Origin of the sequence: Myxococcus sp. CA005 (genome assembly GCF_006518205.1) — a bacterium.
Taxonomy (GTDB): domain Bacteria; phylum Myxococcota; class Myxococcia; order Myxococcales; family Myxococcaceae; genus Myxococcus; species Myxococcus xanthus.
Genome location: NZ_SRLV01000053.1, coordinates 1 through 25250, shown reverse-complemented (window position 1 = coordinate 25250; position 25250 = coordinate 1). Strand labels below are relative to the sequence as shown.

The following is a 25250-nucleotide window of genomic DNA, read 5'->3' as shown; positions in this document are numbered from 1 at the left end:
CCATGCAGACCGCCAGGCCATTTCGAATTTTGGGTGTCCAGCAGATCGCCATTGGAGGCGCGGACAAGGCGCCGCTCCGCAAGCTCTGGGTCGACCTGCTGGGCTTGACGCCCCACGGCACCTACCGCAGCGAGCGCGAGAACGTGGACGAGGACATCGTCACCGCGGGCGCGGGCCCCTTCAAGGTGGAGGTGGACTTGATGCAGCCCGTGGATCCGGAGAAGAAGCCCCGCGTCCACGAGACGCCGCTCAACCACGTGGGCCTCTGGGTGGACGACCTGCCCGTGGCCGTGCAGTGGCTGGAGTCCCAGGGCCTTCGCTTCGCCCCCGGCGGCATCCGCAAGGGGGCTGCGGGCTTCGACATCTGCTTCATCCACCCCAAGGGCAGTGAGCAGTTCCCCTTCGGAGGAGAGGGCGTGCTCATCGAGCTGGTGCAGGCGCCGAAGGAGGTCATCGCCGCCTTCGAGTCGCTATCCACCGCGGGTCACTGAGTCAGCGCCCGGCGGGGGCGTGCTGGCCCTGCCGGAACAGCCGTCCCGAGAGATTACGGAGCGCGGGCCGCAGCACGCGCTCCAGCCGGTCCAGGGCGACGCACAGCACGAAGGTGAGGCCGATGATGACGGCCGTCAGCACCCAGTACTGGAGCCAGCCACTGCGGTCTCCCCAGAAGCGCTGGAAGGAGAAGACGCCGCCCAGCCGATAGAAGAGCAGCATCTCGTGGAAGAAGTACGCGGACAGCGACGACGTGCCGAACACCTCCACGAAGCGCCGCAGCCGAGACGGCGCTGCGTTCACGGGAACCCGGGCCTCCAGCCACGTCAACACGAGCAGCACCGTGCTCACCCAGCCGAAGCGCGCCGCCGCGTTGGAGGGATTGGCGACGAAGAAGCGGTGGGGCGGGTAGAGGTCGTAGAGGAAGTCACCGAGCACCGCGCCCGTGAAGCCCAGCCCCATCAGCACCAGCAGCGCTTTGATGAGCCCGGCGCGGCCCCAGGCGCCCGCCACCGTTCCCGCGAAGACGCCCAGCCACGCGTAGCCCAGCCAGGGCAGGAGCGGGAAGGGCGCGAAGGAGGACTTCTCCGTCAGCGTGGCCCAGGGGCCATCCACCTGTTCACCCAGGGGCGACACGGCGAACGTGGCCATGGCCAGCATGAAGGCGCCGACGCTCAGCACCTTGGGGCGCGCGGAGAGCAGTGCGGCCACCGGCAGGACGATGAGCAGGCACAGGCCCACGCACTGGAGGATGTCCATGCGGAAGAGCCACTGGGGCTCGCGCAGCAGGGGGAACCACGCCCAGTTGACCAGGGTGGCCACCGCGAGCACCTCGCCAGCGCGGCGGAGGTTGCGGTGGACGCGCTCGCGGAGCACGCCGCTGGCGGCGCTGCGGACCATCATCAGGGCGGTGGCGAAGCCGGCGGAGAAGATGAACGCGGGGGCCACCAGCCCGTCGACGCGCAGCAGCCGCGCCACCCATTCGCTCTGCCGCAGCTCGGGCAGGAGCAAGGCCAGGGTGTGCGTCTGGACCATGAAGAGCACCGCGATGCCCCGGAGCCAGTCGATGGCTCGGATGCGATCACGGGAGACGAGGGCAGGGGAGGCGGGCGTGGACGTCACGGCCCGCCTACCCTAGAGCATCAGCGGACCCAGCTCACGTTACTGATGGCGAATTTAGAGCCGTCCTGTTTCTCCGCGTTCGTCATCGGCGAGTACACCCGCGTGGAGAAGGTGTTGGCCGCCGTGTCCACCTCCACCAACCGCGTCAGGTTCGATGTGTTCTCGTGGTACGACGTCAGGATTTGGTGGATGGTGTTGCCGTGGACCCCCGTGCTGGTCCGGTACGCGGCATTGCCCGTGTGCCCGGAGAAGACGAACCGCACGTTGGCGTACTGCTTGATGAGCTGGTCGAACACGTATTGCGGGCTGTTGTTGCCATAGCCGCCGTTGCTCTGCTCGATGGCGCCGCTGCCATTCAGGTGGGAGTGGGTGTTGATGATGACGTTGTGACGCGGATGTTGCGCCAGCACCGTCTTCGCCCAGTCCACGGCGCCCGTGCGGGCCCACAGCTCCAGGTTGAGCACGAGCCAGTCCAGGTCGCCAGCGGAGAACGTGTGGTAGGAGTTGTCGATCTTCCCCGGCTCGTAGACGCCCCCCAGCGCGGTGAAGCGCGTGAGCGGGAAGTGCGCGTTGAAGGTGGTGGTGTCGCGCAAGTTGGCGTTGACGTTGCCCGGGCAGGCGCTGCCGCCGGGGCACACGGCCGCGGTGTCATGGTTGCCAATGGCGTAGACGTAGGGCAGGCCGGCGGCGTCCAGAATCTCCGTGGCCTCGCTGGCGCGCACGTACTGGATGTGGTCCGGCGTGTCCCAGTTCACGACGTCGCCCGTGTGCAGCACGAAGCGCAGGTCGAGCGAGCTCCGGTTGTCCACCAGCCACTGGAGCCGGTGCGTGAGTCGCGTGGGTGGCGTGGTGAGGACCTCGTTCTGTGTGTCGGGGATGACGGCGAAGGTGAACTTCGTGTCGACCGGCGGCGCGGACTCCGGGGCGGCGTAGAATTTGATGCCCTGGTTGACCCAGCCGGTGGAGGCGAGCGCGTCGCGCTGGGCCTCGGTGATGGCGAAGCGGTGCTTGCGCAGCGTGGTGTTGGAGAAGCGGTACACCGGAACGAGGCATGAGGCGGCCGTCTTCGACGCGTAGAAGCCGACGTTCTCGTCCGTCGTGTAGCCCCCGTTCTGCATGAGGTCGTTCCGCTCGGCCTCATCGATGGTCCAGAAGTGCTCCTGCCGGCTAGGGCTGTAGATGCGGTAGACGGGGGACAGCCCCGTCCCCGTGGAGGCCGCGGCGAGAAAGGCCACGCCCCGGTCTTCCGTGTAGCCCCAGGTGGTGGCGGCGTTGGCGGCCTCGTTCGCGTTGAGCGTGTAGAGGCTGTCTTCGTTGGCCGGCTTGATGCGGTGATGGACGGCCCGGCTCATCGAGTCGCAGTTCAGCGCGGACTCGGTGGTGGCGATCTCGACTTCGGGCTGCGATTCCACCGGGCCGCCGCACGCCGCCAGGAGGCCCAGCAGTGCCACGGGGACCGAGGTTCTCAGGTGTCTCAAAGGTGTCTCCTCGCAGGGGGTGTCGCGGACAGGGATGGCCGCAAAACGAGTATTGCGAGAAAATCAATAGCACCCGAGCCGTGGTCCAGGAAGACCCACCCTGGGCAGTGTCTACCGGTAACCAGTGGCGTCGGCGGGCTTGCCCGCGTCCTGGACCTCGACGACGTAGCGCCAGGCATCGGGCTGGCTGCCATCCAGGTCCGCGAAGCCGTAGACGCGTGCGAGCTGGCCGCTGGACAGGGACTGTCCGTTCCACCGGGCCTTGTCCGCGTCCGATGCCAGCGCGGCCACGGCTCGGCCGACATAGGCCGGCGTCTCCGAGATGACGAAGTGGGGCTCCTTCACCGTCGCGTCGCGCCAGTTCGCCTCGGTGACGCCGAAGTGCTCCAGCATGCCTTCGGAGCGCATCCAGCCCGGCGTCAGCGCGACGGCGGTGGCGCCATGGGGCCTGAGCTCTCGAGCCTGGCTCCAGGCCAGCCGGAGCACGGAGGCCTTCGCGAGGTCGTAGAACGTGGAGATGCGGTAGTTCGTCGCGTTGTAGTCGGCGGTGCCGTCGGTGACCTCGACCACGAGCCCTCCCGGGCGGCGGATGAGCAGCGGCAGGGCGAAGTGGCTGGTGATGAGGTGCGTGTCCACGCCCAGCCGGAGCAGCCGCAGCCCCTTGTCGAGCGAGTGCTCCCACACGCTCTTGTTCCACTCAAAGATGGACTCGCCGCCCCAGATGTCGTTGACGAGCACGTCCAGCCGGCCCTGTTCCCCATCGATGCGCTCCACCAGGGCCTGGACCTGTTCGGGCACCAGGTGGTCCGTCTGCACGGCGACGCCGAGCCCACCCGCCGCCGTCACCTGCTCGGCGGTCTCTTCAATGGTCTCCGGCCGGTTCTGCTCCGAGCGCTGGGCCCGTGTCGTCCGGCCCGTGACGTAGACGGTGGCGCCCGCCGCGCCGAGCTGCACCGCGATGCCCCGGCCTGCTCCTCGCGTGCCGCCCGCGACCAGTGCCACGCGTCCCTTCAGTGAATCCTTCATGTCCCGCATGCCTGCCTCCTGGGGGATGTCCATACGAGGGGCGAGCCTACGGAGGATTGTTGACACCTCCTGTCATGATTGGGCGAGTTGGCGGGGTTCACGGAGGAACGCGCCGCGGCCTTTCACCTCCTCACCTGTTCGACATCGCGCGAGGAGGTTGTGCGGCTCAGGGCGCGGGGCAGGTGAGTCTCGGCTCCGGCGCGTCGACGTCCTGGAGCCGCAGCAGGCAGCGAAGGGCGTCGGGGTCCGCGGAGTCCGTCAGGTACGTCCGGCGCCACAGCATCGCTGCAACGCGCCGGGGAAGCGTGGGATCCGGCGCGACGAGGGCCCGGCGGACGGCATTGCCTCCCCGAGGCGCTGTCGCCGCCGCGGCTTCGAGCTTGGCGACTTCGTCCGGGCAGCCATCCGGGCAGTTGTAGAGGAACACCGCGTGGCCGTGCTCCAGGTTGTGGACATAGAGGCAGGGGGAGACGGGCTCGGAGGCGCTCCCGCACGGGGCCACGCTGCCGCAGTGGAGGCCGGAGTTGGGCGGATTCTCTCCGTTGCCACACCCTTCGCTCGAGCAGGTGTCGAGGTGGTGGGAGGGGCTCGGCGCCGACAGCGGAAAGCTGAACCGCTCGCAGGCGTCGGCATCGTCGGGAGCAGTGTCGCCGCAGCCGGCGAGCGCGAGGACTGTCAGGAGGGGGAGGAGCGGGCGTGGCATCACGGCCGCGTCATACCGCATCAGCCGGGAAACGCGCCCCGCCGCTCCACGTCAATGTCGCGCAGGCCCTTGAAGCCCAGTCCGGCGGCGAAGCGGAGGAAGTCCTCCCGGGAGAGGCTGCCTCCGGTTGCGTTGAACGGGAGCCCTCCGAGCTCCATCGGCGTCCGGCTGCGAACGGCGAAGTCCACGCGGCCCGGCAGGTAGCCCGCGTTGGCGGCGATGATGATGTGCTCGGGGAGTCGCTGGGCCCAGCGCACCGCGACCTGCGGATGGACCTGGGCCTCCGAGCTGAACAGCAACAGCGCCACGGGACTGGCGATGCGCGGTGGCGTCTTCGAGCACCTCAGCACCTCGCGCTGCACCTCCAGTCGACAGTCATGCAATGTGTCGACGCCAGGGACGTTGCCCCGGGTGATATCGGTGGCGCTGCCCGCGCGAAGGAGGACTCCCAACGCCAGCGGTGCCGCGTACCGGGAGGACTTCCGGGCCGCGTTCAGCAAGGCCACGGATTCCGTCACGGCGGTGCGCCCCGCCCGGCGGAGGGCGTCCTTGAGGAAGGGAATGGGCGCATCCACGCCCTGGTCCGCCACGGTCCCCAGGACGGCCAGCCATTCCAACGGGCCCGGCACCACGCAGGGCGACACGAGCGCGTAGGTGAGCAGGCTGCAACTGACCGCGGGCTCCAATCCCCGTGCGGAGAGCACGGTCGTGCCCGCCTTGCCAGCGGGGGCCGCTTGGGGCGCCACGATGAGCGTGGGGAGGCCCGGCGGAGCGACGGAGTCGTCCATCGCATCCGACGACATCTCGAGCACCACCCATGCGTCGGGCTGTGCCGCGCGGAGGCGCTGCTGAAAGGTTGGCGAGAGGGCATGCTCGCCCTTGGCCGGTACCTGCGCCTTGACCCGCGCTCCCATGGCCTGGAGCGCGCGGAGCATCAGCGCCCCTGCGGCGAGCCCGTCCACACTGGGGTGGGGCGCCACCACGACGTGGCGATCCTTCAGCGTCATCAAGAAGTCACGAGCGTTCGCCAGCGCCTCTTCGGATGCGGGCCAGTGGGGGGCCTTCATGTGTCCGAGCAACATGGGGTGAAGGTTTAACGCCGTGGGGCGACACGGGAGGCCGGGCATGGAGCGCCCGCACGGTACCCGGCCGGGCAGAGCCAGTGCCGAACCGGGAGGGGGACCACCCAGTTTCGGAGTGTCAACAGTCGCGGGTTCTTCTACGGTCCGCGGCCATGAACCGGAAACGTCCCCTGAATTCCCTCCTGCGTGCGGCCGCGGTCATGGTGCTGCCCGCCTTCCTGGGGTGTGCCCAGGATTCGCAAGTGACACGCGAGGCGCCCACGCCCGCCGAGTCTCCCGCCGCCGCGTCGCAGCCCTCGCCGGCAGAGGCGAAGGCCTTCGCGGAGAAGGTGAACGCGGACCTCAAGAGCCTGTGGACGAAGCAAGCCACCGCGGAGTGGATCAAGTCCACGTACATCACCGATGACACCGAGCAGAACGCCGCCTTCGTCAACGAAGAGGTGCTGGCCTACGTCAACGGCGCCATCAAGGAGGCGCGGCGCTTCGAGGGCCTGACGTTGGACGCGGACACCGCGCGCATGCTGCACCTGCTCAAGGTGTCCCAGGCGCTGCCGGCGCCGTCGGACGCGGAGCGGCGGTCCGAGCTGGCCGCCACGGCGGCGAAGCTGGAGGGCCTCTACGGCAAGGGCAAGTACTGCGGGCCGGACGGGAAGGGGAAGTGCCGCGACCTGGAGGTGCTGTCCGACGTCATCGCGGAGAGCCGCAACTTTGACGAACTGCTGGACGCGTGGCAGGGCTGGCACTCCGTGGCCCGTCCCATGCGGCCGCTGTACGAGCGCCTGGTGTCCATCTCCAACGAGGGCGCGAAGGACATCGGCTTCAACGACCTGGGCACGCTCTGGCGCTCCGCGTATGACATGTCGCCGGGCGAGTTCGAGGTCGAGGCCCAGCGCCTGTGGGGCCAGGTGAAGCCGCTCTATGACGACCTGCACTGCTACGTGCGCGGCCGTCTGGCGAAGCAGTACGGCGCCGACAAGGTACCCGACGGCAAGCCGATTCCCGCGCACCTGCTGGGCAACATGTGGGCGCAGGAGTGGAACAACATCTACCCGCTGGTGGAGCCCTTCCCCGGACAGGCCAGCCTGGACGTGGACGCGGCGCTGAAGCAGCAGAAGTATGACGCGATGCGCATGGTGAAGCTGGGTGAGAAGTTCTTCACCTCGCTGGGTCTCAAGGAGCTGCCGCCGAGCTTCTTCGAGCGCTCGCAGTTCACCAAGCCGGAAGGCCGCGACGTCGTCTGCCACGCCAGCGCCTGGGACGTGAACTTCAGCAACGACCTGCGCATCAAGATGTGCATCAAGCCCACGGAGGAGGACCTCGTCACCATCCACCACGAGCTGGGCCACAACTACTACTACACGTACTACTACCAGCTCCCGGTGCTCTATCAGGCCGGCGCGAACGACGGCTTCCACGAGGCCATTGGTGACGCGCTCACGCTGTCCATCACCCCGGGCTACCTGCAGCAGGCGGGGTTGCTGAAGGCCGTTCCGAAGAACGAGAAGAACCTCATCAACCTTCAGATGAAGGACGCGCTGGAGAAGATTGCCTTCCTGCCGTTCGGTCTGCTCGTGGACCAGTGGCGCTGGGAGGTGTTCTCCGGCCGCGTGCAGCCGGCGGACTACAACAAGTCCTGGTGGACGCTGCGGGAGAAGTACCAGGGCGTCGCCGCGCCGGTGGCCCGTTCGGAGCAGGACTTCGACCCGGGGGCCAAGTACCACGTGCCTGCAAACGTTCCGTATACGCGGTATTTCCTGGCGCGCATCCTCCAGTTCCAGTTCCACAAGGCGCTCTGCGAGGCGTCTGGCTACAAGGGCGCCCTCCACGAGTGCTCCATCTATGGGAACAAGGATGCCGGCAAGCGGCTCCAGGCCATGTTGGAGCTGGGTGCGAGCAAGCCGTGGCCCGACGCGCTCCAGGCCATGACGGGAACCCGGCAGATGGATGCCACGCCGCTGCTCGACTACTTCAGCCCGCTCCGCACCTGGCTCCAGGCGCAGAACAAGGGCCAGAAGTGCGGTTGGTGACGGTCTGGAGTAGACGCGCCGGGCGGCCACGCTTAAATTGCAGCCGTCTAGGCGGGTTCGCTCGTAGGACCGGACGGCGGATATTCGCGTCCGTGACGAAAGAAGAAGAGAGCAAATGGCTACTGGTACCGTGAAGTGGTTCAACGATGCGAAGGGTTTCGGTTTCCTCACGCAGGACGGTGGTGGTGAGGACGTGTTCTGCCACCACACGGCCATCAACATGGATGGCTTCCGCACCCTGCAGGAGGGTCAGAAGGTGGAGTTCGAAGTGACCCGTGGCCCCAAGGGCCTGCAGGCGCAGAACGTCCGCGCGGCCTGAGCCGAGCGTCGTTCGAACTGCTTCTTGCATCATGAGGGTCCGGCCCCACGGGGTCGGGCCCTTCGTGCTTTCTGGAGAGCGCTCCGTGCCTTTGTCGACGAAGTTCCGCCGCTCACGCGTCTGTCTGTTGCCCGTTCTCGCCGCGCTGGGTTGCTCCACCACACCAGTCGTGCCGTCGAGCACGGGCCCGGCCGCCCTCCCTGCCGCGTCGTCCAAGGCACCACTCCCTGCCAACGTCCCGGAGAAGGAGCCCACCGCCATGACGTCCACGTTCGACGCGGCGGCCCTGAAGGCGGAGCTCGTGACGCGGCACGGCGAGGCGCAGCGGGCCCGCATTGAGCGGGGCGTGGAGCAGGTGGCGGCGATGTGGCGGCCGGAGGACGGAGACCTCGCGGCGTTCGCACGTGAACAGTTCCTGTCCGATCCGAACGCGCTCGACGCGACCTTCCAGCGGCTGGAGCGGTTGTTCGAGCAGCTCGACGGGCACCTGTACGAAATCGGGCGCGAGCTTCAGTGGTACACGGATTTGGACCTGGGGCCATTGCTGCCGGTGGAGCCCCTGGTGGCGGCGTATGATCCGGCCGCCCACGTCACCACGGACCTGTTCCGCGCACGCGTGGGGTTCGTGGTGTTGCTCAACTTCCCGCTCACCACGTTGGCGGAGCGCGTGGAGCAGGGGCCGTCATGGACGCGGCGGCAGTGGGCCGAGACGCGGCTGGCCGGGCGCTTCAACCAGCGCGTCCCCGCGGAGATTGAACAGGCGTCCTCGCGCGCCATCGCCGCGGCCAACCTGTACATCGCCGAATACAACATCTGGATGCATCACCTGGTGGATGCGCAGGGACGGCGCCCCTTCCCAAAGGGGCTGCGGCTCATCAGCCACTGGAACCTGCGTGACGAGCTGAAGGGTGACTACTCCGACGCGGCGACGGGCGCGCTGAAGCAGCGGATGATCGTCCAGGTGATGGAGCGCATCATCACGCAGACGATTCCCGCGGCCGTCATCGACAACCCGCGGTTGGATTGGGACCCCTTCACCAACACCGTCACGGTGGCGCCGCCGCAGACGGTGGAGGCGGATGCTCCCGCGCGCACGACGAAGCCGGATGCGTCGCCGGAGCCGGACACGCGCTACACGCACCTGCTGGCCACCTTCCATGCGGCGCGTCAGGCGGACCCCTACGTGCCGGTGGCACCCACGCGAATCGCCCGGAGCTTCGAGCTGGGCCGCGAGCTGCCTGAGGCGCGCGTCCGGGCCTTGCTGACACAGGTGCTGGAGTCACCGCTGGTGCCGCGCGTGGCGAAGGAGATTGAAGCGCGCCTGGGCCGGAAGCTGGAGCCGCAGGACCTCTGGTACTCGGGCTTCAATCCGGGCGGCAAGCGGAAGGAGTCCGAACTGGATGCGCTGACGCGCAAGCGCTACCCCACGGCGGAGGCGTTCGCGAAGGACCTGCCGCGCATCCTCCAGGGCATGGGCTTCACGAAGGCGAAGGCCGCGTGGCTGGCGGAGCGAATTCGCGTGGACGCGTCGCGCGGAGCGGGGCACGCACAGCCGGCGCTTCGGCGAGGCGACTTCCCCCGGCTGCGCACGCGCGTGGAGAAGGGGGGCATGGACTACAAGGGCTACAACATCGCGGTGCACGAGCTGGGGCACAACGTGGAGCAGGTGTTCAGCCTCTACGGCGTGGACCACACGCTGCTCGCGGGGGTGCCCAACAACGCCTTCACGGAGGCGCTGGCCTTCGTGTTCCAGTCTCGCGACCTGGAGTTGCTCGGACTGGGCAAGCCGGACGCGGCGAGCGAGCGGGAGCGGGTGCTCGGCGAGCTGTGGCAGACGTGGGAGCGCGCGGGCATCGCGCTGGTGGACATGTCGGTGTGGCACTGGATGTACGCGCACCCGGATGCCACGCCCGTGCAGCTTCGCGAGGCGGTGGTGGGCATTGCCCGCGAGGTGTGGAACCAGTACTTCGCGCCGGTGCTGGGCGGGGAGGGGAGCACGCTGCTGGCCGTCTACAGCCACATGATCAGCTATCCGCTCTACCTGCCCGATTATCCGCTGGGCCACCTCATCGCGTTCCAGATTGAAGAGCACCTGAAGCGCAAGGGACCGCTGGGCGCCGAGTTCGAACGCATGGCCACCTACGGCTCGGTGACGCCGGACCAGTGGATGATTCATGCGACCGGGGCCCCGGTGAGCGCGGAGCCGCTGATCCGCGCCGCCGAGGCCGCCCTGAGTCGCTGACCTACGGCTGCCGGGACGTGTCGCCGGGGATGTCGATGAGCTCGACGTCGAAGGTGAGGACGGCGTTGGGCGGGATGCGCGAGCCAGAGGGCGGCCGCTCACCGTAGGCGGTGTTGCCAGGGCAGGTGAGCTTCGCCTTGCCGCCCACCTTCATCTTCGCCACGCCCTGCGTCCAGCAGGGGATGACGCCGTTGAGCGGGAACTCGACGGGGATTCCACGGCGGGCGGAGGTGTCGAAGATGGTGCCGTCCACCAGCCGGCCCTCGTAGTGGACCTTGACGGTGTCGACGGCGCGCGGGCTGCGGCCGGTTCCCGCCTGGACCTGCTTGTAGATGACGCCGGAGGGAAGCACCTCCGCGCCGGGCTCCTTGGCGGCGCGCTCCAGCGCGGCCTTGCCCGCAAGGGCCTGCCGGCTCTTGGCGAAGGCCTGAATCCGCTGAGCCTGCTCCTTCGGGTCGATGTCGGACGTCTTTCCACCGAGTCCGTCGGACAGGCCCTGTTGCAGCACCTTCAACTCCTCGGGCGACAGCGCGAAGAGGGACAAATCACGGCCAATGGAGAGACCGAGCGTGTAGAGGGTCTGCTGGTCCTCCTCGGACAGCGCAGCGGGCGCCGCCGGCGCGGCGGCCGGAGTCGCCGGTGCGGCCTTGGCCGCGGGCTTCTTCGCCGACTTCGAGTCCTGCGCCTGGGCGCCCGTCGCGCCGAGCGCGAACACCAGGGCCGCCGTCCACATCGATCGCATGCATCCACCTTTCATGAGAACCGGCGCACTATAGAGCGCGGCCGCGTGCTCGAAAGACACAAGCCCGCGCGAAGAATTCATCGAGGAAGCACAGCAAGCGCGCGAGTCCTCCGCGCGCCGTCCGTTTTCTTGCGCGTTCGGCGCGCGCCTCTACCCTGCATCCAGGTTGCTTCACCCCCGGAGCAACCTGTTGCACCACCTGACCGGAGGCGAAGAAGCCATGAGCGACAAGCGGAAGAACAAGCGGGCGCCCCTCGACATCTACCTGAACAAGTACATGGGTGGCGTGCCGTACATGTCGCGGGCCGCGGACATCAGCCAGGAAGGGCTGAGCCTCGCCCGGCTGCTCGAGCCTCAGCACGAGGCCAAGCGCATCGGCCTCCAGTTCCAGCTCCCGGGCTCGGAGGAGATCATCTACGCCGAGGGTGAAGTGGTCCGTGAGTGGGCCGAGCTGGGGGCCAAGCGCGAGCGCTCGGGTGTGCGCTTCACGTTGCTCACCGATCGTCACCGCAAGATGATCGACGCCTACGTCGACCGTCACGGCAACGAGAACTGACGCATACCCGCCGTGCCGCAGGGGCCTGCCTTGACTTCCCCGGAAGCAGGCCCGTTGAATGGGAAGCCATTCTGCCCTGACACGACCCGCGACGTCGGACGAGGGGCTGGAGGATTTCCCGTGAGGCACTCGCTGTGGGGGATATTGCTGGCCGTGCCACTGACCGCGTTCGGCCAGGGCAAGGAAGCGAAGGCCCCGAAGCCCACCGTCGCCGCCGAGAAAACGGCACCGGGGGCACCGGGCGTCAATTGGGAAGGGCAGGTTCTGCGGGCCACGGGAGTGGGTGCTCCCGACCTGAAGGCCTCCAACCCCGGACAGGCCCGGCTAGGGGCCGAGCGGATCGCCAAGCGATCCGCCGTCCAGAATCTCATGGACCAGGCCGGGCGCCTCCACATCAGCGCGGGGCGCACCGTGGCGGACGAGCTGGCCCGCGACGACGTCCGCAAGCGAGTGGAGGCCGCGATGGGCGGCTACAAGGTCGTCGCCCGGCGGTTCTTCTCCGACAGTGGCGTGGAGATTGACGTGGAGGTGCCGCTGTCGGCCCTCACCGCGTCGCTGTTCGCGCCGCCCGCCGCGGACACCGTCATCGCCATCAACGGCGCGGGCGCGAAGAAGTACACAGGCCTGGTGGTAGATGCGCGAGGGCTCGGTGTGCAGCCCGTGCTGGCGCCCCGCCTCTTGGATGACAGCGGCAAGGCGCTCTACGGCGCGGCGGCGCTGGCCAGCGAGCGCCGTGCCGCGACGGCCGTGGCCGCCTGGTTCCAGAGCCTGGATGCGGCGAAGAAGGCCTCGCTGGTGGGGGACAAGCCCCTGGTGGTGAAGGCCAAGGGTTCCAAAGGTTCCGACCTGGTGCTCGCCTCGGAGGATGCGAAGGCGCTCGTCGAGGCCAACACGCGCTTCCTGGCCGAGGGCCGGGTCGTGATCGTCACGCAGTGACTTCGAGGTCCTCGGCCAGCTGATGCGGAAGGTTCTGCTGTTGGTGATGGTGTCCACGTTCGCTGGGTGTGCGAAGCGTCAGGAGCCCGAGTCCCTGCTCAAGGCCCGCGAGCTGATGGCGGAAGCCCAGAATCCCAGCGGCAACCTGGCACTGCTCTGCGAGCCCGTGGACGCGGAGGTGTATCTAGATGGCGTCTGGCAGGGGCTCTGCAGCGACTTCTCGGGTTCCCCCAAGGCGCTGCGAGTGGGCAGCGGCCTGCACGAGATTGAAGTGAAGAAGCAGGGGTACTGGCCCTATACGACGTACTTCGAGCCCAGCCGGGCCCGCGCGCGGCTGACCATCCAGCTCCGCGCCTCTGGGCCGAAGGCCGGTGGTTCGGAGTGACGCCGGGCTGGGTGTAAAGCGGGCGGGCCTCCACGAAAGCCCGTTTCTTGTGCTTTCGTGAAGTGCAATCAGGACATGACGCCGCCGTAGCTGGGACTGAAGAGGAGAGCGCCATCGGACGCCGCAGGAAAGGTCGTTCCCCCGCCGCCGTGAAACCCGCCGCCGCTGCCGTACCGCCGCCGGCTCGGTCCGCCCCCTTGCTTCACGAGGTGCCGCCGCCGCGTGGCCAGGACAAGGCCGCGGCCGAGCCGGCCCGTGCGCGGGTCGCCGAGCCCGTGGCGGTGGCCGAGAATGCCCTGTCCGAGACGGACGCCCGGCGCATCGACCTGTGGTGGTCGGGGGTGATGGTGGGCTCGCTGGGGCTGGTGTTCGCGCTGCTCTCCGTCTTTGGCGGAGTGGCGGTGCCAGTGCTGCTCGCACTGTCGGGCGCGTACATCTTCAATCCCATCGTCACCGAGTTGGAGAAGCGGCGGCTGGACCGCACGTGGGGGACGACGCTCGTCTTCGCGGTGGGGACGCTGATGCTGGTCGGCGCGGTGCTGTACCTCATCCCGGTGTTCCGGGAGGAGGCGTCGAAGCTGCCGGACTTCTTCCACCGCGCGAGCACCCAGGTGGTGCCGAAGGTGGAAGGGTTGGTGGGGCATTCGTTGCCGGACCTGGTACGCCAGCGCACCACCGAGCTGGGAAAGCAGGCGTCAGAGCTGGTCCAGAGCGCGGGGCCGGCGGCGGCGCGCATCCTGGCGAGCTTCGCGGGCAACACGGCGCGGCTGGTGGTGACGTTGCTGGGCCTGTCGGTGGTGCCGGTGCTGGCCTTCTTCTTCCTGCAGGACTACCCCCGGCTGATGGGCATGGTGAAGGACCTGCTGCCCCGGCGCGCAGTGGGACTGGTGAGCCGGCGCTTCGCGGAGGTGGATGAGGTGCTCTCCGCCTTCGTGCGCGGCCAACTCATCGTCGGCGGCGTGCTGTCGGTCATCTATGCGGCGGGCCTGTCCGCGGCGCGCATCGACATGGCCATTGTCATTGGGGTGATTGCCGGCTTCGGCAACATGGTGCCGTACCTGGGCACGGGCGTGGGCATCGTGCTGTCGCTGGTGGGGCTCATGCTGTCGTGGCAGGGGCCGTGGCAACTGGCGGCGGTGGCGGCCACCTTCGTCATCGGGCAGATGCTGGAGGGCTTCGTCATCACCCCGCGAATCGTGGGGGAGAAGGTCGGGCTGGCGCCGGTGGCGATCATCCTGGCCATCCTCGCCTTCGGTGAGCTGTTCGGCTTCGTGGGCATCCTGCTGGCGGTGCCGGTGGCGGCCATCCTCAAGGTGGTCCTGAGCGTGGTGGTGGAGCGCTACCGCCGGACGCGGCTCTACACGGGGGAGCCCAAGTCGCCGTGACGAAGCTGGAGTCGCTACACAAGGAGATCACCGACTGCCGGGCCTGTCCCCGGCTGGTGGAGTGGCGGGAGGAGGTGGCGCGAGTAAAGCGCCGCGCCTACCGCGACTGGAATTACTGGGGATTGCCCGTTCCCGGCTTTGGAGACCCCAAGGCCCGGCTCATCATCGTCGGGCTGGCGCCGGCGGCCCATGGGGCGAACCGGACGGGGCGGATGTTCACCGGAGACCGCTCGGGCGACTTCCTCTATGCCGGGTTGCACCGCGCGGGCTTCGCGAATCAGGCCCTCAGCGAGCACCGGGATGACGGGCTCCGGCTGAAGGACGCCTTCATCGTGTCGGCGGCGCGCTGTGCTCCGCCCGACAACAAGCCCCTCCCAGAGGAGCTGGCCCGCTGCGCACCGTTCCTGGATCGCGAGCTGGCGCTGCTGCCGGGCCGGGTGATGCTCGCGCTGGGGGCCATCGGCTGGAACGCCGCGCTCGTGGCCCTGGCGCGGCAGGGGATGGAGGTACCGTCGCCTCGGCCCGCGTTCGGGCATGGGGCGGAGCTGCGCCTGCCGGGCGGCCGGACGCTGCTGGGCTGCTACCACGTCAGCCAGCAGAACACGCAGACGGGGCGGCTGACCCCGGCGATGTTCGACGCCGTCATGTCCCGGGTCCACACGCTGCTGGAAACGGCGGATCCGAAGGCGCGCGGGAAGAGTTGAAGAACCCTTCTGTGTTTGCTTGACAGTTGGGGGAGCCCGCTGTTATTCCCCGCGCCACCGAAGCGGCTGCAACGGGTCGTTAGCTCAGCGGTAGAGCACTACCTTGACACGGTAGGGGTCAGTGGTTCGATCCCACTACGACCCATCATCAAAGAGTGACTTCAGCGGGCGGCACGGCTTTAAAAGAGCCTGCCGCCCGTTTTTTTTCCGAGGTTCGCATGTCCGACATCATCACGGTGACGCTCCCCGACGGCTCGCAGAAGCAGACGGCCCGGGGGACCACGATCGCGGACTTCGTGCGGGAGAGCATCGGCCCCGGCCTGGCGAAGGCCGCCCTCTTCGCGCGCGTGAATGGCCAGGACATGGACCTGGCCCGCAAGCTGGACGAGGACGTGAAGCTGCAGATCTTCACGCCCAAGAGCCCCGAGTCCCTGGAGTTGATCCGCCACGACGCCGCCCACGTGGTGGCCAGCGCGGTGCAGAAGCTCTTCCCGGGCACGCAGGTGACCATCGGTCCCGCGACGGAGGAGGGCTTCTATTACGATTTCTTCCGCGAGAAGCCCTTCACGCCCGAGGACCTGGAGAAGATCGAGGCAGAGGCGAACGCCGAGCTGAAGCGGGACATGGCCTTCGTCCGCACCGAAATCTCCATGGACGAGGCCGTGCGCCTGTTCGAGGAGAAGGGCGAGAAGTTCAAGGTCGAGATCGTCAAGGACATCGCGGCCAAGGGCGCCAAGACGCTGACGCTCTACACGCACGGTGACTGGGTGGACTTCTGCCTGGGGCCCCACGCGCCCAGCACGGGGAAGATCGGCATCATCAAGATCCTCTCCTCCAGCGGAGCGTACTGGAGGGGGGACCACCGCAACCCGATGCTCCAGCGCGTCTACGGCACTGCCTTCTTCGACAAGAAGCAACTGGCGGAGTACCTGACGCGCATCGAGGAGTCGAAGAAGCGCGACCACCGCAAGCTGGGCAAGGAGCTGGACCTCTTCCACTTCCACCCGTACTCGCCGGGCTCCGCCTTCTGGACCCCGAAGGGCACCACGCTCTACACCACGCTGTCGAACTGGATGCGTCAGCTGACGCAGAACGACGGCTACGTGGAGATCAAGACGCCCCTGATGTTCAACAAGGGGCTGTGGGAGACCAGCGGCCACTGGGGCAAGTACAAGGAGAACATGTTCCTCGTGCTCGACAGCGAGTCGGGGGAGCATGACTTCTCGCTCAAGCCGATGAACTGCCCGTCGCACCACCTGTTCTACGGCTTCAAGAAGCACAGCTACCGCGACCTGCCGCTGCGCTACCACACGCAGGACGTGCTGCACCGCAACGAGGCGGCGGGCTCCCTGGGCGGCCTCACGCGCGTGCGCCAGTTCGCGCAGGACGACGCGCACATCTACTGCACGGAGGCGCAGATCACCGACGAGGTGCGGCGCTTCGTGAAGCTCCTGGACCACGTCTACAAGGCGGTGGGCCTCACCTACGCGGTGAAGCTATCCACGCGGCCCGAGCAGCGCCTGGGCGATGACTCCCTGTGGGATCGCGCCGAGGGCGGCCTCAAGGCCGCGCTGGAGTCGCTGGGCCTCGAGTACGAGCTGGCCCCGGGTGACGGCGCGTTCTACGGCCCGAAGATCGACTTCGCGGTGTCGGACAGCATCGGCCGCCGGTGGCAGCTGGGCACCATGCAGCTGGACTACCTGGCGCCCGAGCGCTTCGACCTGACCTACGTGGGCGAGGACAACGCCGAGCACCGCCCCGTGGTGCTCCACCGCGCCATCTTCGGCTCGTTCGAGCGCTTCACGGCCATCCTCATCGAGCACTTCGCCGGCGCCTTCCCGGCCTGGCTGGCCCCCATCCAGGCGGTGCTGGTGACGGTGGCGGACCGGCAGAACGACTACGCTCGGAAGGTTCGGGACTCCTTGAGGGCGAAGGGCTACCGGGTGGAGTTCGACGAGCGCGGCCTGTCGATGAACGCGAAGATCCGCGAAGCCCAGCTCCAGAAGGTGCCGTTCACCCTGGTGGTGGGCGACAACGAGGTGTCGGGCGAGGGCGTGTCGCCGCGGCGGTATGGCGGCGAGGACCTCAAGACGATGAAGGTGACGGACTTCGAGGCCCTGCTGGCGAAGGAAGCGGCCCTGCCGTGATCGGGAGTTCAGGACGCCTGTTGGCTTGCTGACGGGCCTTGACTCCCTGTTGCACCTAAGTATCTTTGCGCACTTTCGAGGGGAGCCTGCCCAAGTTCCCCAATTTTCGAGAGTTCTCGCACCTGCCGCTCAAGTCCAACGGCACGGGGCATGGAAGGATCAGGACGATGCCGAAGTTGAAGACCCGCAGCAGCGCGAAGAAGCGCTTTGACGTGAAGAAGAGCGGCAAGGTCAAGCACGGCAAGGCCTTCGCGAAGCACCTCTTCACGTTCTCGAAGACGCCGAAGTCCAAGCGCAGCAACCGCGGGACCGGCCACCTTCGCGACATGGACGCGAAGAAGGTCATCAAGGAGATGTTCCCCTACGGGGGCTGATTTCGCGGTTCTGAAGTCAGGGACAACGTGGCCTCGTCGGAGCGGCGGTAAGCCTGCGCCGGGGGGCTTCCAAACTACGCAGTCCGAAGTGAGGCAGTCATGCGCGTGAAGAAGGGTGTCAAGGCCCGTCGTCGTCGTAATAGGATTTTGAAGCTGGCCAAGGGTTACCGCGGCCGTCGGAAGAACTGCTACAAGCGCGCCAACGAGGCGGTTGAGCGGGCGCTGGACTACGCCAGCCGCGACCGCATGCAGCGCAAGCGGGACTTCCGTCGCCTGTGGATCGTCCGCATCAACGCGGCCGCCCGCACGGTGGGCCTCTCCTATTCGAAGCTGATCGCGGGCCTCGCGAAGGCGAAGATCGGCCTGGACCGCAAGGTTCTGTCCGACATGGCCATCGCGGATCCGTCGGGTTTTGCGGCCGTCGCCAACATCGCGAAGGCGGCCTGAGACACATCCAGCCCGCAAGGCTGGAGACAGAACGGGTGGGGTGGTGGGCTGAAGCTGGCCACCCTGTCCGGATGTTTGAACGGGCTGCCTCTCTGGGGCGGCCCTTTTTTTTGCCTCGGCGCCAAGGGCGCGCGGGGAACTGGAACGGAGGCGGAAGTCCATGCGGGATCGGTTGCTGGCGCTCGCGGAGTCCGCGAGGCGGGAGATTGGCGGCGCGTCGGAGCTGTCCGCGGTGGAAGCACTGCGGGTCCGCTACCTGGGCAAGAAGGGTGAGCTGTCCGGCGTGCTGGGCGGCATGGGCAAGCTGCCCCCGGACGAGCGGCGCTCGCTGGGCGAGGTGGCCAACAGCGTGAAGGCGGAGCTGGAGAAGCTGCTCGCCGAGGCCGTGGAGCGCGCCGAGGCGGCCGCGCTGGAGGCCCAGCTTCAGGGCCCGGGCCTGGACGTGACGCTGCCCGGACGCGGCGTGGCGCTGGGCAGCCGGCACCCCGTGTCGCGGACGATGGAGGAGATTGTCCGGACCTTCTCGCGGCTCGGCTTCGACGTGGCCAGCGGCCCCGAGATCGAGCTGGACTACTTCAACTTCGAAGCGCTGAACCTGCCGAAGGACCACCCCGCGCGGGACATGCAGGACACCTTCTACGTGGACGAGGCCACGCTGGGCCACGCGAAGAAGGCGGACAGCTCCGCGCTGCTGCGCACGCACACGTCCCCGGTGCAGGTGCGGTACATGCTCAACCGCAAGCCGCCCATCCGCGCGGTGATGCCGGGCCGGGTGTACCGGCGCGACTCGGACATCACGCACACGCCGATGTTCCACCAGGTGGAAGGCCTGCTGGTGGACAAGGGCGTGACGTTCGCCGAGCTGAAGGGCTCGTTGGCGGCGTTCGTGACGGCGTTCTTCGGTTCGGACACGCGCACGCGCTTCCGCCCGTCCTTCTTCCCCTTCACGGAGCCCTCCGCCGAGGTGGACATCACCTGCACGAACTGCGCGGGCAAGGGCTGCCGCATCTGCAAGCAGACGGGGTGGTTGGAGGTGCTGGGCAGCGGCATGGTGCACCCCAACGTCTTCACCTCCGCCGGGTATGACCCGAACGAGGTGACGGGCTACGCGTTCGGCATGGGCGTGGAGCGCATCGCCATGCTGCGCTACCGCATCGACGACCTGCGGATGATGTTCGAGAACGACGCGCGGTTCCTCGAGCAGTTCTGAGATTCCAGGGGGCCGCTGGTGGGCCCCCGTGTTCCAGCCGATTGATGAAGAGGGTGGACCTGTGAAGATTTCGGTGAAGTGGCTGGGCGATTACGTGGCGCTGCCGCCGTCCGAGGACGAGCTGGCGCGCAAGCTGACCGCCGCGGGCCTGGAGATTGAGGGAATGGAGCGCCCCGCGGAAGCCCTTCGCGGCGTGGTGGTGGCGCAAATCAAGGAGTCCGTGCAGCACCCCAACGCGGACAAGCTGTCCGTCACGCAGGTGGACATCGGCGGGACGGCGCTGCTCCAGGTGGTGTGCGGCGCGAAGAACTTCAAGGTGGGCGACAAGGTGCCGCTGGCCACCGTGGGCGCGAAGCTGCCCAACGGCATGGACATCAAGCAGGCGGCGCTGCGCGGCGTGGACAGCTTCGGCATGCTCTGCTCGTCCAAGGAGCTGGGCCTGAGCGAGGAGTCCAGCGGCCTGCTCATCCTTCCGGCGGACACGCGCGTGGGCACGCCCATCGCGGAGGCCGTGGGGCTGGATGGCGTGGTGCTGGAGGTGAACGTCACGCCGAACCGCCCGGACGCGCTCAGCCACCTGGGCGTGGCGCGCGAGGTGAGCGTGGTGACGGGCTCCGCGTTGAAGGTGCCCCAGCCGAAGCCCGCGGAGTCGGGCACGCCCGCCGCCGAGCAGGTGAAGGTGCGCGTGGAGGCCCCGGACCGCTGCCCGCGCTACGTGGCGCGCGTGGTGGAGAACGTGAAGATTGGCCCGTCTCCGCAGTGGATGCAGGACCGGCTGAAGGCGGCCGGGGTGCGCGCCATCAACAACGTGGTGGATGTCACCAACTACGTGAACCTGGAGTACGGGCAGCCGCTGCACGCCTTCGACCTGGAGAAGCTGGCCGGTCAGGAGATTGTCGTCCGTACGGCGACGCGCGGCGAGAAGCTCAAGACGCTGGACGGCAAGGACCGCGTCCTGGACGTGGATGACCTGGTCATCGCGGACAAGGACCGGGCGCAGGCCATCGCTGGCGTCATGGGCGGCGGCGACAGCGAGGTGACCGAGGGCACCCGGCGGCTGGTGCTGGAGTCGGCGAACTTCCAGGGTTCCACGGTGCGGCGTTCGTCGAAGCGGCACGGGCTGCACACGGAGGCATCGCACCGCTTCGAGCGCGGGGCGGACATGGACGCCGTGGTGCCGGCCATTGACCGGGCGGCACAGCTCATCGCGGAGCTGGCGGGGGGCACGGTGGCTCCTGGCCGCGTGGACGTGTACCCGGCGCCGAAGCCGCCTCGGAAGGTGACGCTGCGCTTCGCCCGGGTGGAGCAGGTGCTGGGCGTGGCCGTGGCGGAGAAGGAGGTCCGCCGCATCCTGGAGGCGCTGGGCTTCAAGGCGGTGGAGGAGGGGACGGGGCAGGCGACGTACGAGGTGCCTCGGGCCCGTGTCGACGTGGAGCGCGAGGAGGACCTGTTGGAGGAGGTCGCGCGCATCTACGGCTACGACAACATTCCGGCGACGCTCCCGCGGGGACTGGCCACGCTGGCCCCGGAGCCCGCGAATGCCGAGGCCGAGCGCCGCATGCGTCAGGCGCTGGCCGGGGCGGGCTTCGACGAGGTGGTGAACTACTCGTTCGTCGCGCCGCGCAGCCTGGAGGTGCTGGGTGGGGCGGAGAAGCCGGTGGCGCTGCTCAATCCATTGAGCACCGAGCAGTCGGTGATGCGCACCAGCCTGCTGCCGGGCCTGCTGGAGAACCTGTCCCGCAGCGTGCGGCACCAGGTGGAGGCGGTGGCCATCTACGAGACGGGCCGGGCCTACTTCCAGGACGCGGAAGGCGGGCAGGGGCAGCGTCCGGCGGCGCGCGAGGTGCCTCGCGTGGCGGGTCTGGTGTGGGGCCTGCGCGGTGGTGGCCGGAGCTGGACGCACAAGGATGCCCGCGCGGACTTCTACGACGCGAAGGCGGCGGTGGAGGGGCTACTGGGCGCACTCCGCGTGGAGGGCGTGACGTACGTGCCCGCGGGGCCAGCGGCGTACCACCCGAAGGCCGTGGCGCAGGTGAAGGCGGCGGACGGCACGGTGCTGGGCCACGTGGGCGAGGTGCACCCCCGGGTGGCGAAGGCGCTGGGCCTGCCGGACGGGGTGTTCGTCTTCGAGTTGGACACGGAGCCGCTGTACGCGGCCTCGAAGCTGGTGCCGGCGTACCGGTCGCTGCCGCGTTTCCCGGCGGTGCTGCGGGACCTGGCGGTGGTGGTGCCGCTGGAGTTGCCCAACGACGAGGTGCGTCGGGTGATCCTGGAGGTGGGCAAGCCGCTGGTGGAGGACGCTCAGGTGTTCGACGTGTACACCGGTGAGCAGATTCCCCAGGGTCGGAAGAACTTGGCGTACGCGCTGCGCTACCGCTCGGCCGAGCGGACGCTGACCGATGTGGAGGTCAACGAGGCGCATCAGCGCATCGTGGATGAGGTGAAGCAGCGGCTGGGGGCTGCCTTGCGCGCCTGAATTCCTGAATGAAGTCAGAGGGTTGACACGTCTTTGGGAAGGCTGCAACAGTGCCCGGCGTTCAGCCCCGAGGGCTTCCCGAGGATTCGCATGACGAAGGCGGACATCATCGAGGGTGTCTACGAGAAGGTCGGCTTCTCGAAGAAGGAGTCGGCCGAAATCGTGGAGCTCGTGTTCGACACGCTCAAGGAGACCCTGGAGCGCGGGGACAAGATCAAGATCTCCGGGTTCGGCAACTTCCAGGTGCGCCAGAAGAAGGCGCGCGTGGGCCGCAACCCGCAGACGGGCAAGGAGATCGAGATCTCGGCGCGCCGGGTGCTGACCTTCCGGCCGAGCCAGGTGCTGAAGAGCGCCCTGAACGGTGAGGCGCCGCCGGAGGATCACGCGGAGATCGACGCCCGGGAGGAAGCCGCCGCCGACGCGGCCGAGGCCCGTGGCGAGGACTTCGACGAAGAGGGAATGGAGGACATGGAAGGGTGAGTTTTTTGGACGGTGCCCTGCTGCTCTTGCTTGACCTGAACGTCATGTGGGGGCATAAGGGCGCACCCTTTCACGGCAGCAGCAGTGCCGGGGCGTAGCGCAGCCTGGTAGCGCACTTGCTTGGGGTGCAAGTGGTCGCAGGTTCAAATCCTGTCGCCCCGACCATCGAAGGCCCTGGAGTTCTTGGCGAAAGCTGAGGATTCCAGGGCCTTTGTTTTTTGTGCTTCCGGGAGGACGCGAACTGCCGTACGCGCGACTGGCACTGTGTTGGCACCAAGCAGCAGCTCAGCGGTGCCCAGGCCTGTGGCCCCGAGCGCAGGCAGGTTATGGTCCTCGCGCAGGCAGGTTATGGTCCTCGCGCAGTTTCTCTGCGGCGAGTCGCTCATGGAGCCACGGGGTGATAGCTGGATCCGGATGCGCAACATCGAGGCCACCAGGACCACTGGCTGGTCGATACGCCAGAGGACGTCTGCGGTGCTCGGCGTCCATCCTTCTAAGTGCCCAGCAACGCCGCGCACGCTAGCGACGGCCGCGCTCCCGTCGATGCCAGTTCATAGGGGCGCGCTGGAGCCGCTCCTGCAGTTCTTTACGGCGTCATTACGCCACGCGGGTTTTGGCCTGTGTCTTTCGGGGATCCTCCGAGAGCTTCGGCCGCGCTTTCGGGGTGATGCCCAGGCTACGGAGTAGTTCGTCCGCGATGTGCCAGGCCAGGAGTGGTGGGACGCTGTTGCCGATCTGTCGGAAAGCGGGGTTCATGGTTCCGGCGAAGCGGAACCCATCGGGAAAGGACTGGAGGCGCGCAGCCTCACGCACCGAAATCACTCGCTGCTGACCTGAGTCGTAGTGGATGTGGCTGTAGGTATCCTTGCCCAGGTGAGCCATCAGCGTTCTGGCGGGCTCATCGGCGGCCATCTTGCGCCACTTGTTGGGGAACTTTCCGGGGTTGTACGGCGGAACGAATGCGGCTTTGAGCTCCTCGTACTCAAGTGAGCCCTCTGTGAGGCGAGCACCCGATCTCCGTCGCTTCTCCAATTCCTGTGCGAAGAACTGCGTGGCTCGCACATGTGCCTTCGGATAGTCCTCCCCGGGCTCCATGGCTTCGAAGAGCCGGTAGTCGCGCTTGGTCAGGCAGCGGGTGACGTGATCCCTGAGAAAACCGTCGGACTCGAATCCTGGCCACTCCCGCATCAGTCGTGCGAAGGCGCTGTGCGGGGCCGTGGTATGGGGCACACGACCGTTGAGGTGACGCGCGCCACGACGATCCCTGTTGTGGAGATGATCCGTCAATTCGGGCAAATCCGCGAGGGCCTCGGCGACTGTCACCGCGGGAGGTGCGTTCGCTGGGGCGGCAGGCGGTGCGACATACCAGGACCCTTTGTCCGAGGACTGCGCCAGGACGTTCTTGAGGGCTACATTGCGGCTGCTGGAATAGCCCCGTGGAAAATCCACCTTCCGCGTCGGCACGGGAAAGCTGGGGTCGCTCCTGGTCTCCTTGTGGACTGCGACGAGAAAGAACCGTTCGCGCATTTGCGGAACGTCGTAGCTCGCCGCATTCAGGAGTGTATATGCGCAGCGGTAGTCCATGGCCTTGAGCGACTCGCAGATTTCATCCCCGAGGTTGTGCCCACCCCAGTTGAGGATGTCGGGGACATTTTCCATGACGAGCGCCAGGGGCTTGAGCGCCTGGACATACTGCAGGTACTGCACATAGAGCGTTGCCCGGGGGTCCTGCTTGAAGGCCTCGGGATGCTGGAACACTTCCCGGAGCTTCGCCCGGCCGACGCGTGTGAAGGCAGGGCAGGGCGGACCGCCGACGATCACGTCGACCCCCTCATTTGGGGGACGCTTCAGCAGATGGTTCAGCGAGCTGGGCTTGAGCTGCAGGATGTCCTTGGACATCGCGTGCCAGGGAGCCGCTGATCGATCTTTCAGCGGGTGGAAGTTCAACGCGTGTGACTCGGCGGCATGCGCGTCGATCTCGACTCCTCCAACGCTGACGCAGCCCGCGCTGACGAAGCCGAGCGTGAGGCCCCCACACCCGGAAAAGAGGTCCAGCAGCCGCAGCGGCTCTCCTCTCCCGATCCTATCCAGCTTCGCCCTGATGCCTGGAGCCATGCCGTCCGGACTTATACCGTAGGGTCTCCGGCCATCCCACTTCTTGATCTGCTGCTTCGGCCCGGAGTTCATGGCCTCTTCCACTTCTTCGTGCTCCGTCGTCCGACCACGGTTCGAGTCTCGGTGGCGTCTCGAAGTTCCTCCATCCAGCGCTGCTCCATGTCGCCCTCGCCGACCTGTGGGATGACCTGGACGACCCTCCACGATGCGGATGGAGTCCATTCTCCGTCCTGGAGTGCTTGGCGGACCCACTCGACTACTTCCGCGAGGGACTCGAAGATCTGGTGCTCCCAGAAGCGGCAGACGCGCCAGCCACCTTCTTCGAGGAGGAGCGTTTGTCGGCGGTCCCGCTCGACGTTTTCTCGAAGCTTGGAGGACCAGAACTCGTCACGCGTTCGCGGGCGCACATAGTGCTTGGGGCACCCATGCCAGAAGCAGCCATCGATGAAGACAGCAACCTTGTGCCTGGGGAAGACCACATCGGGCCTTCCATGAGTAGTTCGCGTGTGCAGGCGGAAGCGCAGTCCGGCCCGCCAGAGCGCCGACCGGAGCAGACGCTCGGGAGAGGTGTCTCGGCCGCGGATCCGCGACATCTGTTCGGAACGGGAGAGGCCCATTGGTAGACCCTACCTAACAGGTTCTATGTATCATTCCTACTGATGGGTGGCCCGGTATCACTACTGCGTCAGGGCCCCGACGGGTGGACGGGGAGATCGGGTGGGCTGCGCGAGGAGCGTGGGTGGTTGGAGCGGTGGCAGGTGGGGCAGCGCGGCAGCCAGGTGGCAATCCCCCGGGCCATGGC

23 protein-coding genes and 2 tRNA genes are annotated in these 25250 nt (G+C 67.6%); 17 read left to right on the top strand and 8 right to left on the bottom strand.

Features of this window, described 5'->3' with window-relative positions; genetic code table 11:
• Positions 1-2: 2 nt before the first annotated feature.
• On the top strand, positions 3-491 hold the full coding sequence (locus tag FMQ63_RS22775) for a VOC family protein (RefSeq protein WP_026113998.1): 489 nt from the start codon (positions 3-5) through the stop codon (positions 489-491).
• Between the two features lies 1 nt (position 492).
• Here the strand turns inward: FMQ63_RS22775 and FMQ63_RS22770 are convergent, their stop codons facing one another.
• From FMQ63_RS22770 to FMQ63_RS22750, 5 genes are all read right to left on the bottom strand, one after another.
• A complete protein-coding gene (locus tag FMQ63_RS22770) occupies positions 493-1614 on the bottom strand; it encodes a heparan-alpha-glucosaminide N-acetyltransferase domain-containing protein (RefSeq protein WP_011553602.1) in 1122 nt (373 codons plus the stop codon).
• 20 nt (positions 1615-1634) lie between these two features.
• Entirely contained in the window at positions 1635-3092 is a 1458-nt protein-coding gene (locus FMQ63_RS22765; protein WP_011553603.1) for a metallophosphoesterase, read from the bottom strand.
• Positions 3093-3203: 111 nt separating this feature from the next.
• Entirely contained in the window at positions 3204-4118 is a 915-nt protein-coding gene (locus tag FMQ63_RS22760; RefSeq protein ID WP_026113997.1) for an SDR family oxidoreductase, read from the bottom strand.
• 166 nt (positions 4119-4284) lie between these two features.
• The gene (locus tag FMQ63_RS22755) at positions 4285-4842 is read right to left on the bottom strand and encodes a DUF3105 domain-containing protein (RefSeq protein WP_011553605.1); all 558 of its coding nucleotides are present in this window, start codon (positions 4840-4842) and stop codon (positions 4285-4287) included.
• Positions 4842-5903 carry a hypothetical protein gene (locus FMQ63_RS22750; protein ID WP_228556470.1) on the bottom strand — a complete coding sequence of 354 codons (1062 nt, stop codon included), beginning with the start codon at positions 5901-5903 and terminating at the stop codon, positions 4842-4844. Before FMQ63_RS22750 ends, FMQ63_RS22755 begins: the two co-directional genes overlap by 1 nt.
• 152 nt (positions 5904-6055) lie before the next feature.
• Here FMQ63_RS22750 and FMQ63_RS22745 point away from each other — a divergent pair, with 152 nt between their 5' ends.
• From FMQ63_RS22745 to FMQ63_RS22735, 3 genes are all read left to right on the top strand, one after another.
• Positions 6056-7930 carry a M2 family metallopeptidase gene (locus tag FMQ63_RS22745; protein WP_011553607.1) on the top strand — a complete coding sequence of 625 codons (1875 nt, stop codon included), beginning with the start codon at positions 6056-6058 and terminating at the stop codon, positions 7928-7930.
• 115 nt (positions 7931-8045) lie between these two features.
• Complete coding sequence (locus tag FMQ63_RS22740) at positions 8046-8249, top strand: cold-shock protein (RefSeq protein WP_011553608.1); 204 nt, start codon at positions 8046-8048, stop codon at positions 8247-8249.
• 31 nt (positions 8250-8280) lie between these two features.
• A complete protein-coding gene (locus tag FMQ63_RS22735; RefSeq protein WP_011553609.1) occupies positions 8281-10491 on the top strand; it encodes a hypothetical protein in 2211 nt (736 codons plus the stop codon).
• Position 10492: 1 nt separating this feature from the next.
• Here the strand turns inward: FMQ63_RS22735 and FMQ63_RS22730 are convergent, their stop codons facing one another.
• Positions 10493-11233, bottom strand: coding sequence for an FKBP-type peptidyl-prolyl cis-trans isomerase (locus FMQ63_RS22730; protein WP_026113996.1), 741 nt, complete (start codon positions 11231-11233; stop codon positions 10493-10495).
• Positions 11234-11453: 220 nt separating this feature from the next.
• Between FMQ63_RS22730 and FMQ63_RS22725 the strand changes: the two genes are divergently transcribed.
• The 13 genes from FMQ63_RS22725 (at position 11454) to FMQ63_RS22665 (ending at position 22498) form a co-directional block, all read left to right on the top strand.
• Positions 11454-11789 (top strand): PilZ domain-containing protein, encoded by a 336-nt coding sequence (locus FMQ63_RS22725; protein WP_171410519.1) that lies wholly within the window; start codon positions 11454-11456, stop codon positions 11787-11789.
• Positions 11790-11801: 12 nt separating this feature from the next.
• Positions 11802-12725 (top strand): hypothetical protein, encoded by a 924-nt coding sequence (locus tag FMQ63_RS22720; RefSeq protein WP_011553612.1) that lies wholly within the window; start codon positions 11802-11804, stop codon positions 12723-12725.
• Positions 12726-12747: 22 nt separating this feature from the next.
• Positions 12748-13110 (top strand): PEGA domain-containing protein, encoded by a 363-nt coding sequence (locus FMQ63_RS22715; protein ID WP_011553613.1) that lies wholly within the window; start codon positions 12748-12750, stop codon positions 13108-13110.
• 149 nt (positions 13111-13259) lie between these two features.
• Entirely contained in the window at positions 13260-14495 is a 1236-nt protein-coding gene (locus FMQ63_RS22710; RefSeq protein ID WP_228556469.1) for an AI-2E family transporter, read from the top strand.
• On the top strand, positions 14492-15199 hold the full coding sequence (locus FMQ63_RS22705; RefSeq protein WP_011553615.1) for a uracil-DNA glycosylase: 708 nt from the start codon (positions 14492-14494) through the stop codon (positions 15197-15199). The genes FMQ63_RS22710 and FMQ63_RS22705 overlap by 4 nt, the downstream gene beginning before the upstream one ends.
• Positions 15200-15272: 73 nt before the next feature.
• A tRNA-Val gene (locus FMQ63_RS22700) sits at positions 15273-15344 on the top strand.
• 73 nt (positions 15345-15417) lie between these two features.
• A complete protein-coding gene (gene thrS / locus FMQ63_RS22695; RefSeq protein WP_011553616.1) occupies positions 15418-17346 on the top strand; it encodes a threonine--tRNA ligase in 1929 nt (642 codons plus the stop codon).
• Between the two features lie 167 nt (positions 17347-17513).
• On the top strand, positions 17514-17720 hold the full coding sequence (rpmI, locus tag FMQ63_RS22690; RefSeq protein ID WP_011553617.1) for a 50S ribosomal protein L35: 207 nt from the start codon (positions 17514-17516) through the stop codon (positions 17718-17720).
• Positions 17721-17819: 99 nt separating this feature from the next.
• A complete protein-coding gene (gene rplT, locus FMQ63_RS22685) occupies positions 17820-18167 on the top strand; it encodes a 50S ribosomal protein L20 (RefSeq protein ID WP_011553618.1) in 348 nt (115 codons plus the stop codon).
• 160 nt (positions 18168-18327) lie between these two features.
• A complete protein-coding gene (gene pheS / locus FMQ63_RS22680; RefSeq protein WP_011553619.1) occupies positions 18328-19377 on the top strand; it encodes a phenylalanine--tRNA ligase subunit alpha in 1050 nt (349 codons plus the stop codon).
• Positions 19378-19438: 61 nt separating this feature from the next.
• Entirely contained in the window at positions 19439-21853 is a 2415-nt protein-coding gene (gene pheT, locus FMQ63_RS22675) for a phenylalanine--tRNA ligase subunit beta (RefSeq protein ID WP_026113994.1), read from the top strand.
• Between the two features lie 90 nt (positions 21854-21943).
• Complete coding sequence (locus FMQ63_RS22670) at positions 21944-22333, top strand: integration host factor subunit alpha (RefSeq protein ID WP_002639669.1); 390 nt, start codon at positions 21944-21946, stop codon at positions 22331-22333.
• Between the two features lie 88 nt (positions 22334-22421).
• Positions 22422-22498 (top strand) — tRNA-Pro (locus FMQ63_RS22665).
• Between the two features lie 432 nt (positions 22499-22930).
• Here the strand turns inward: FMQ63_RS22665 and FMQ63_RS22660 are convergent.
• Both FMQ63_RS22660 and FMQ63_RS22655 read right to left on the bottom strand, forming a co-directional pair.
• On the bottom strand, positions 22931-24520 hold the full coding sequence (locus tag FMQ63_RS22660; RefSeq protein WP_020478297.1) for a DNA cytosine methyltransferase: 1590 nt from the start codon (positions 24518-24520) through the stop codon (positions 22931-22933).
• Positions 24517-25065 carry a very short patch repair endonuclease gene (locus tag FMQ63_RS22655; RefSeq protein ID WP_011553622.1) on the bottom strand — a complete coding sequence of 183 codons (549 nt, stop codon included), beginning with the start codon at positions 25063-25065 and terminating at the stop codon, positions 24517-24519. The genes FMQ63_RS22660 and FMQ63_RS22655 overlap by 4 nt, the downstream gene beginning before the upstream one ends.
• Positions 25066-25250: the final 185 nt, after the last annotated feature.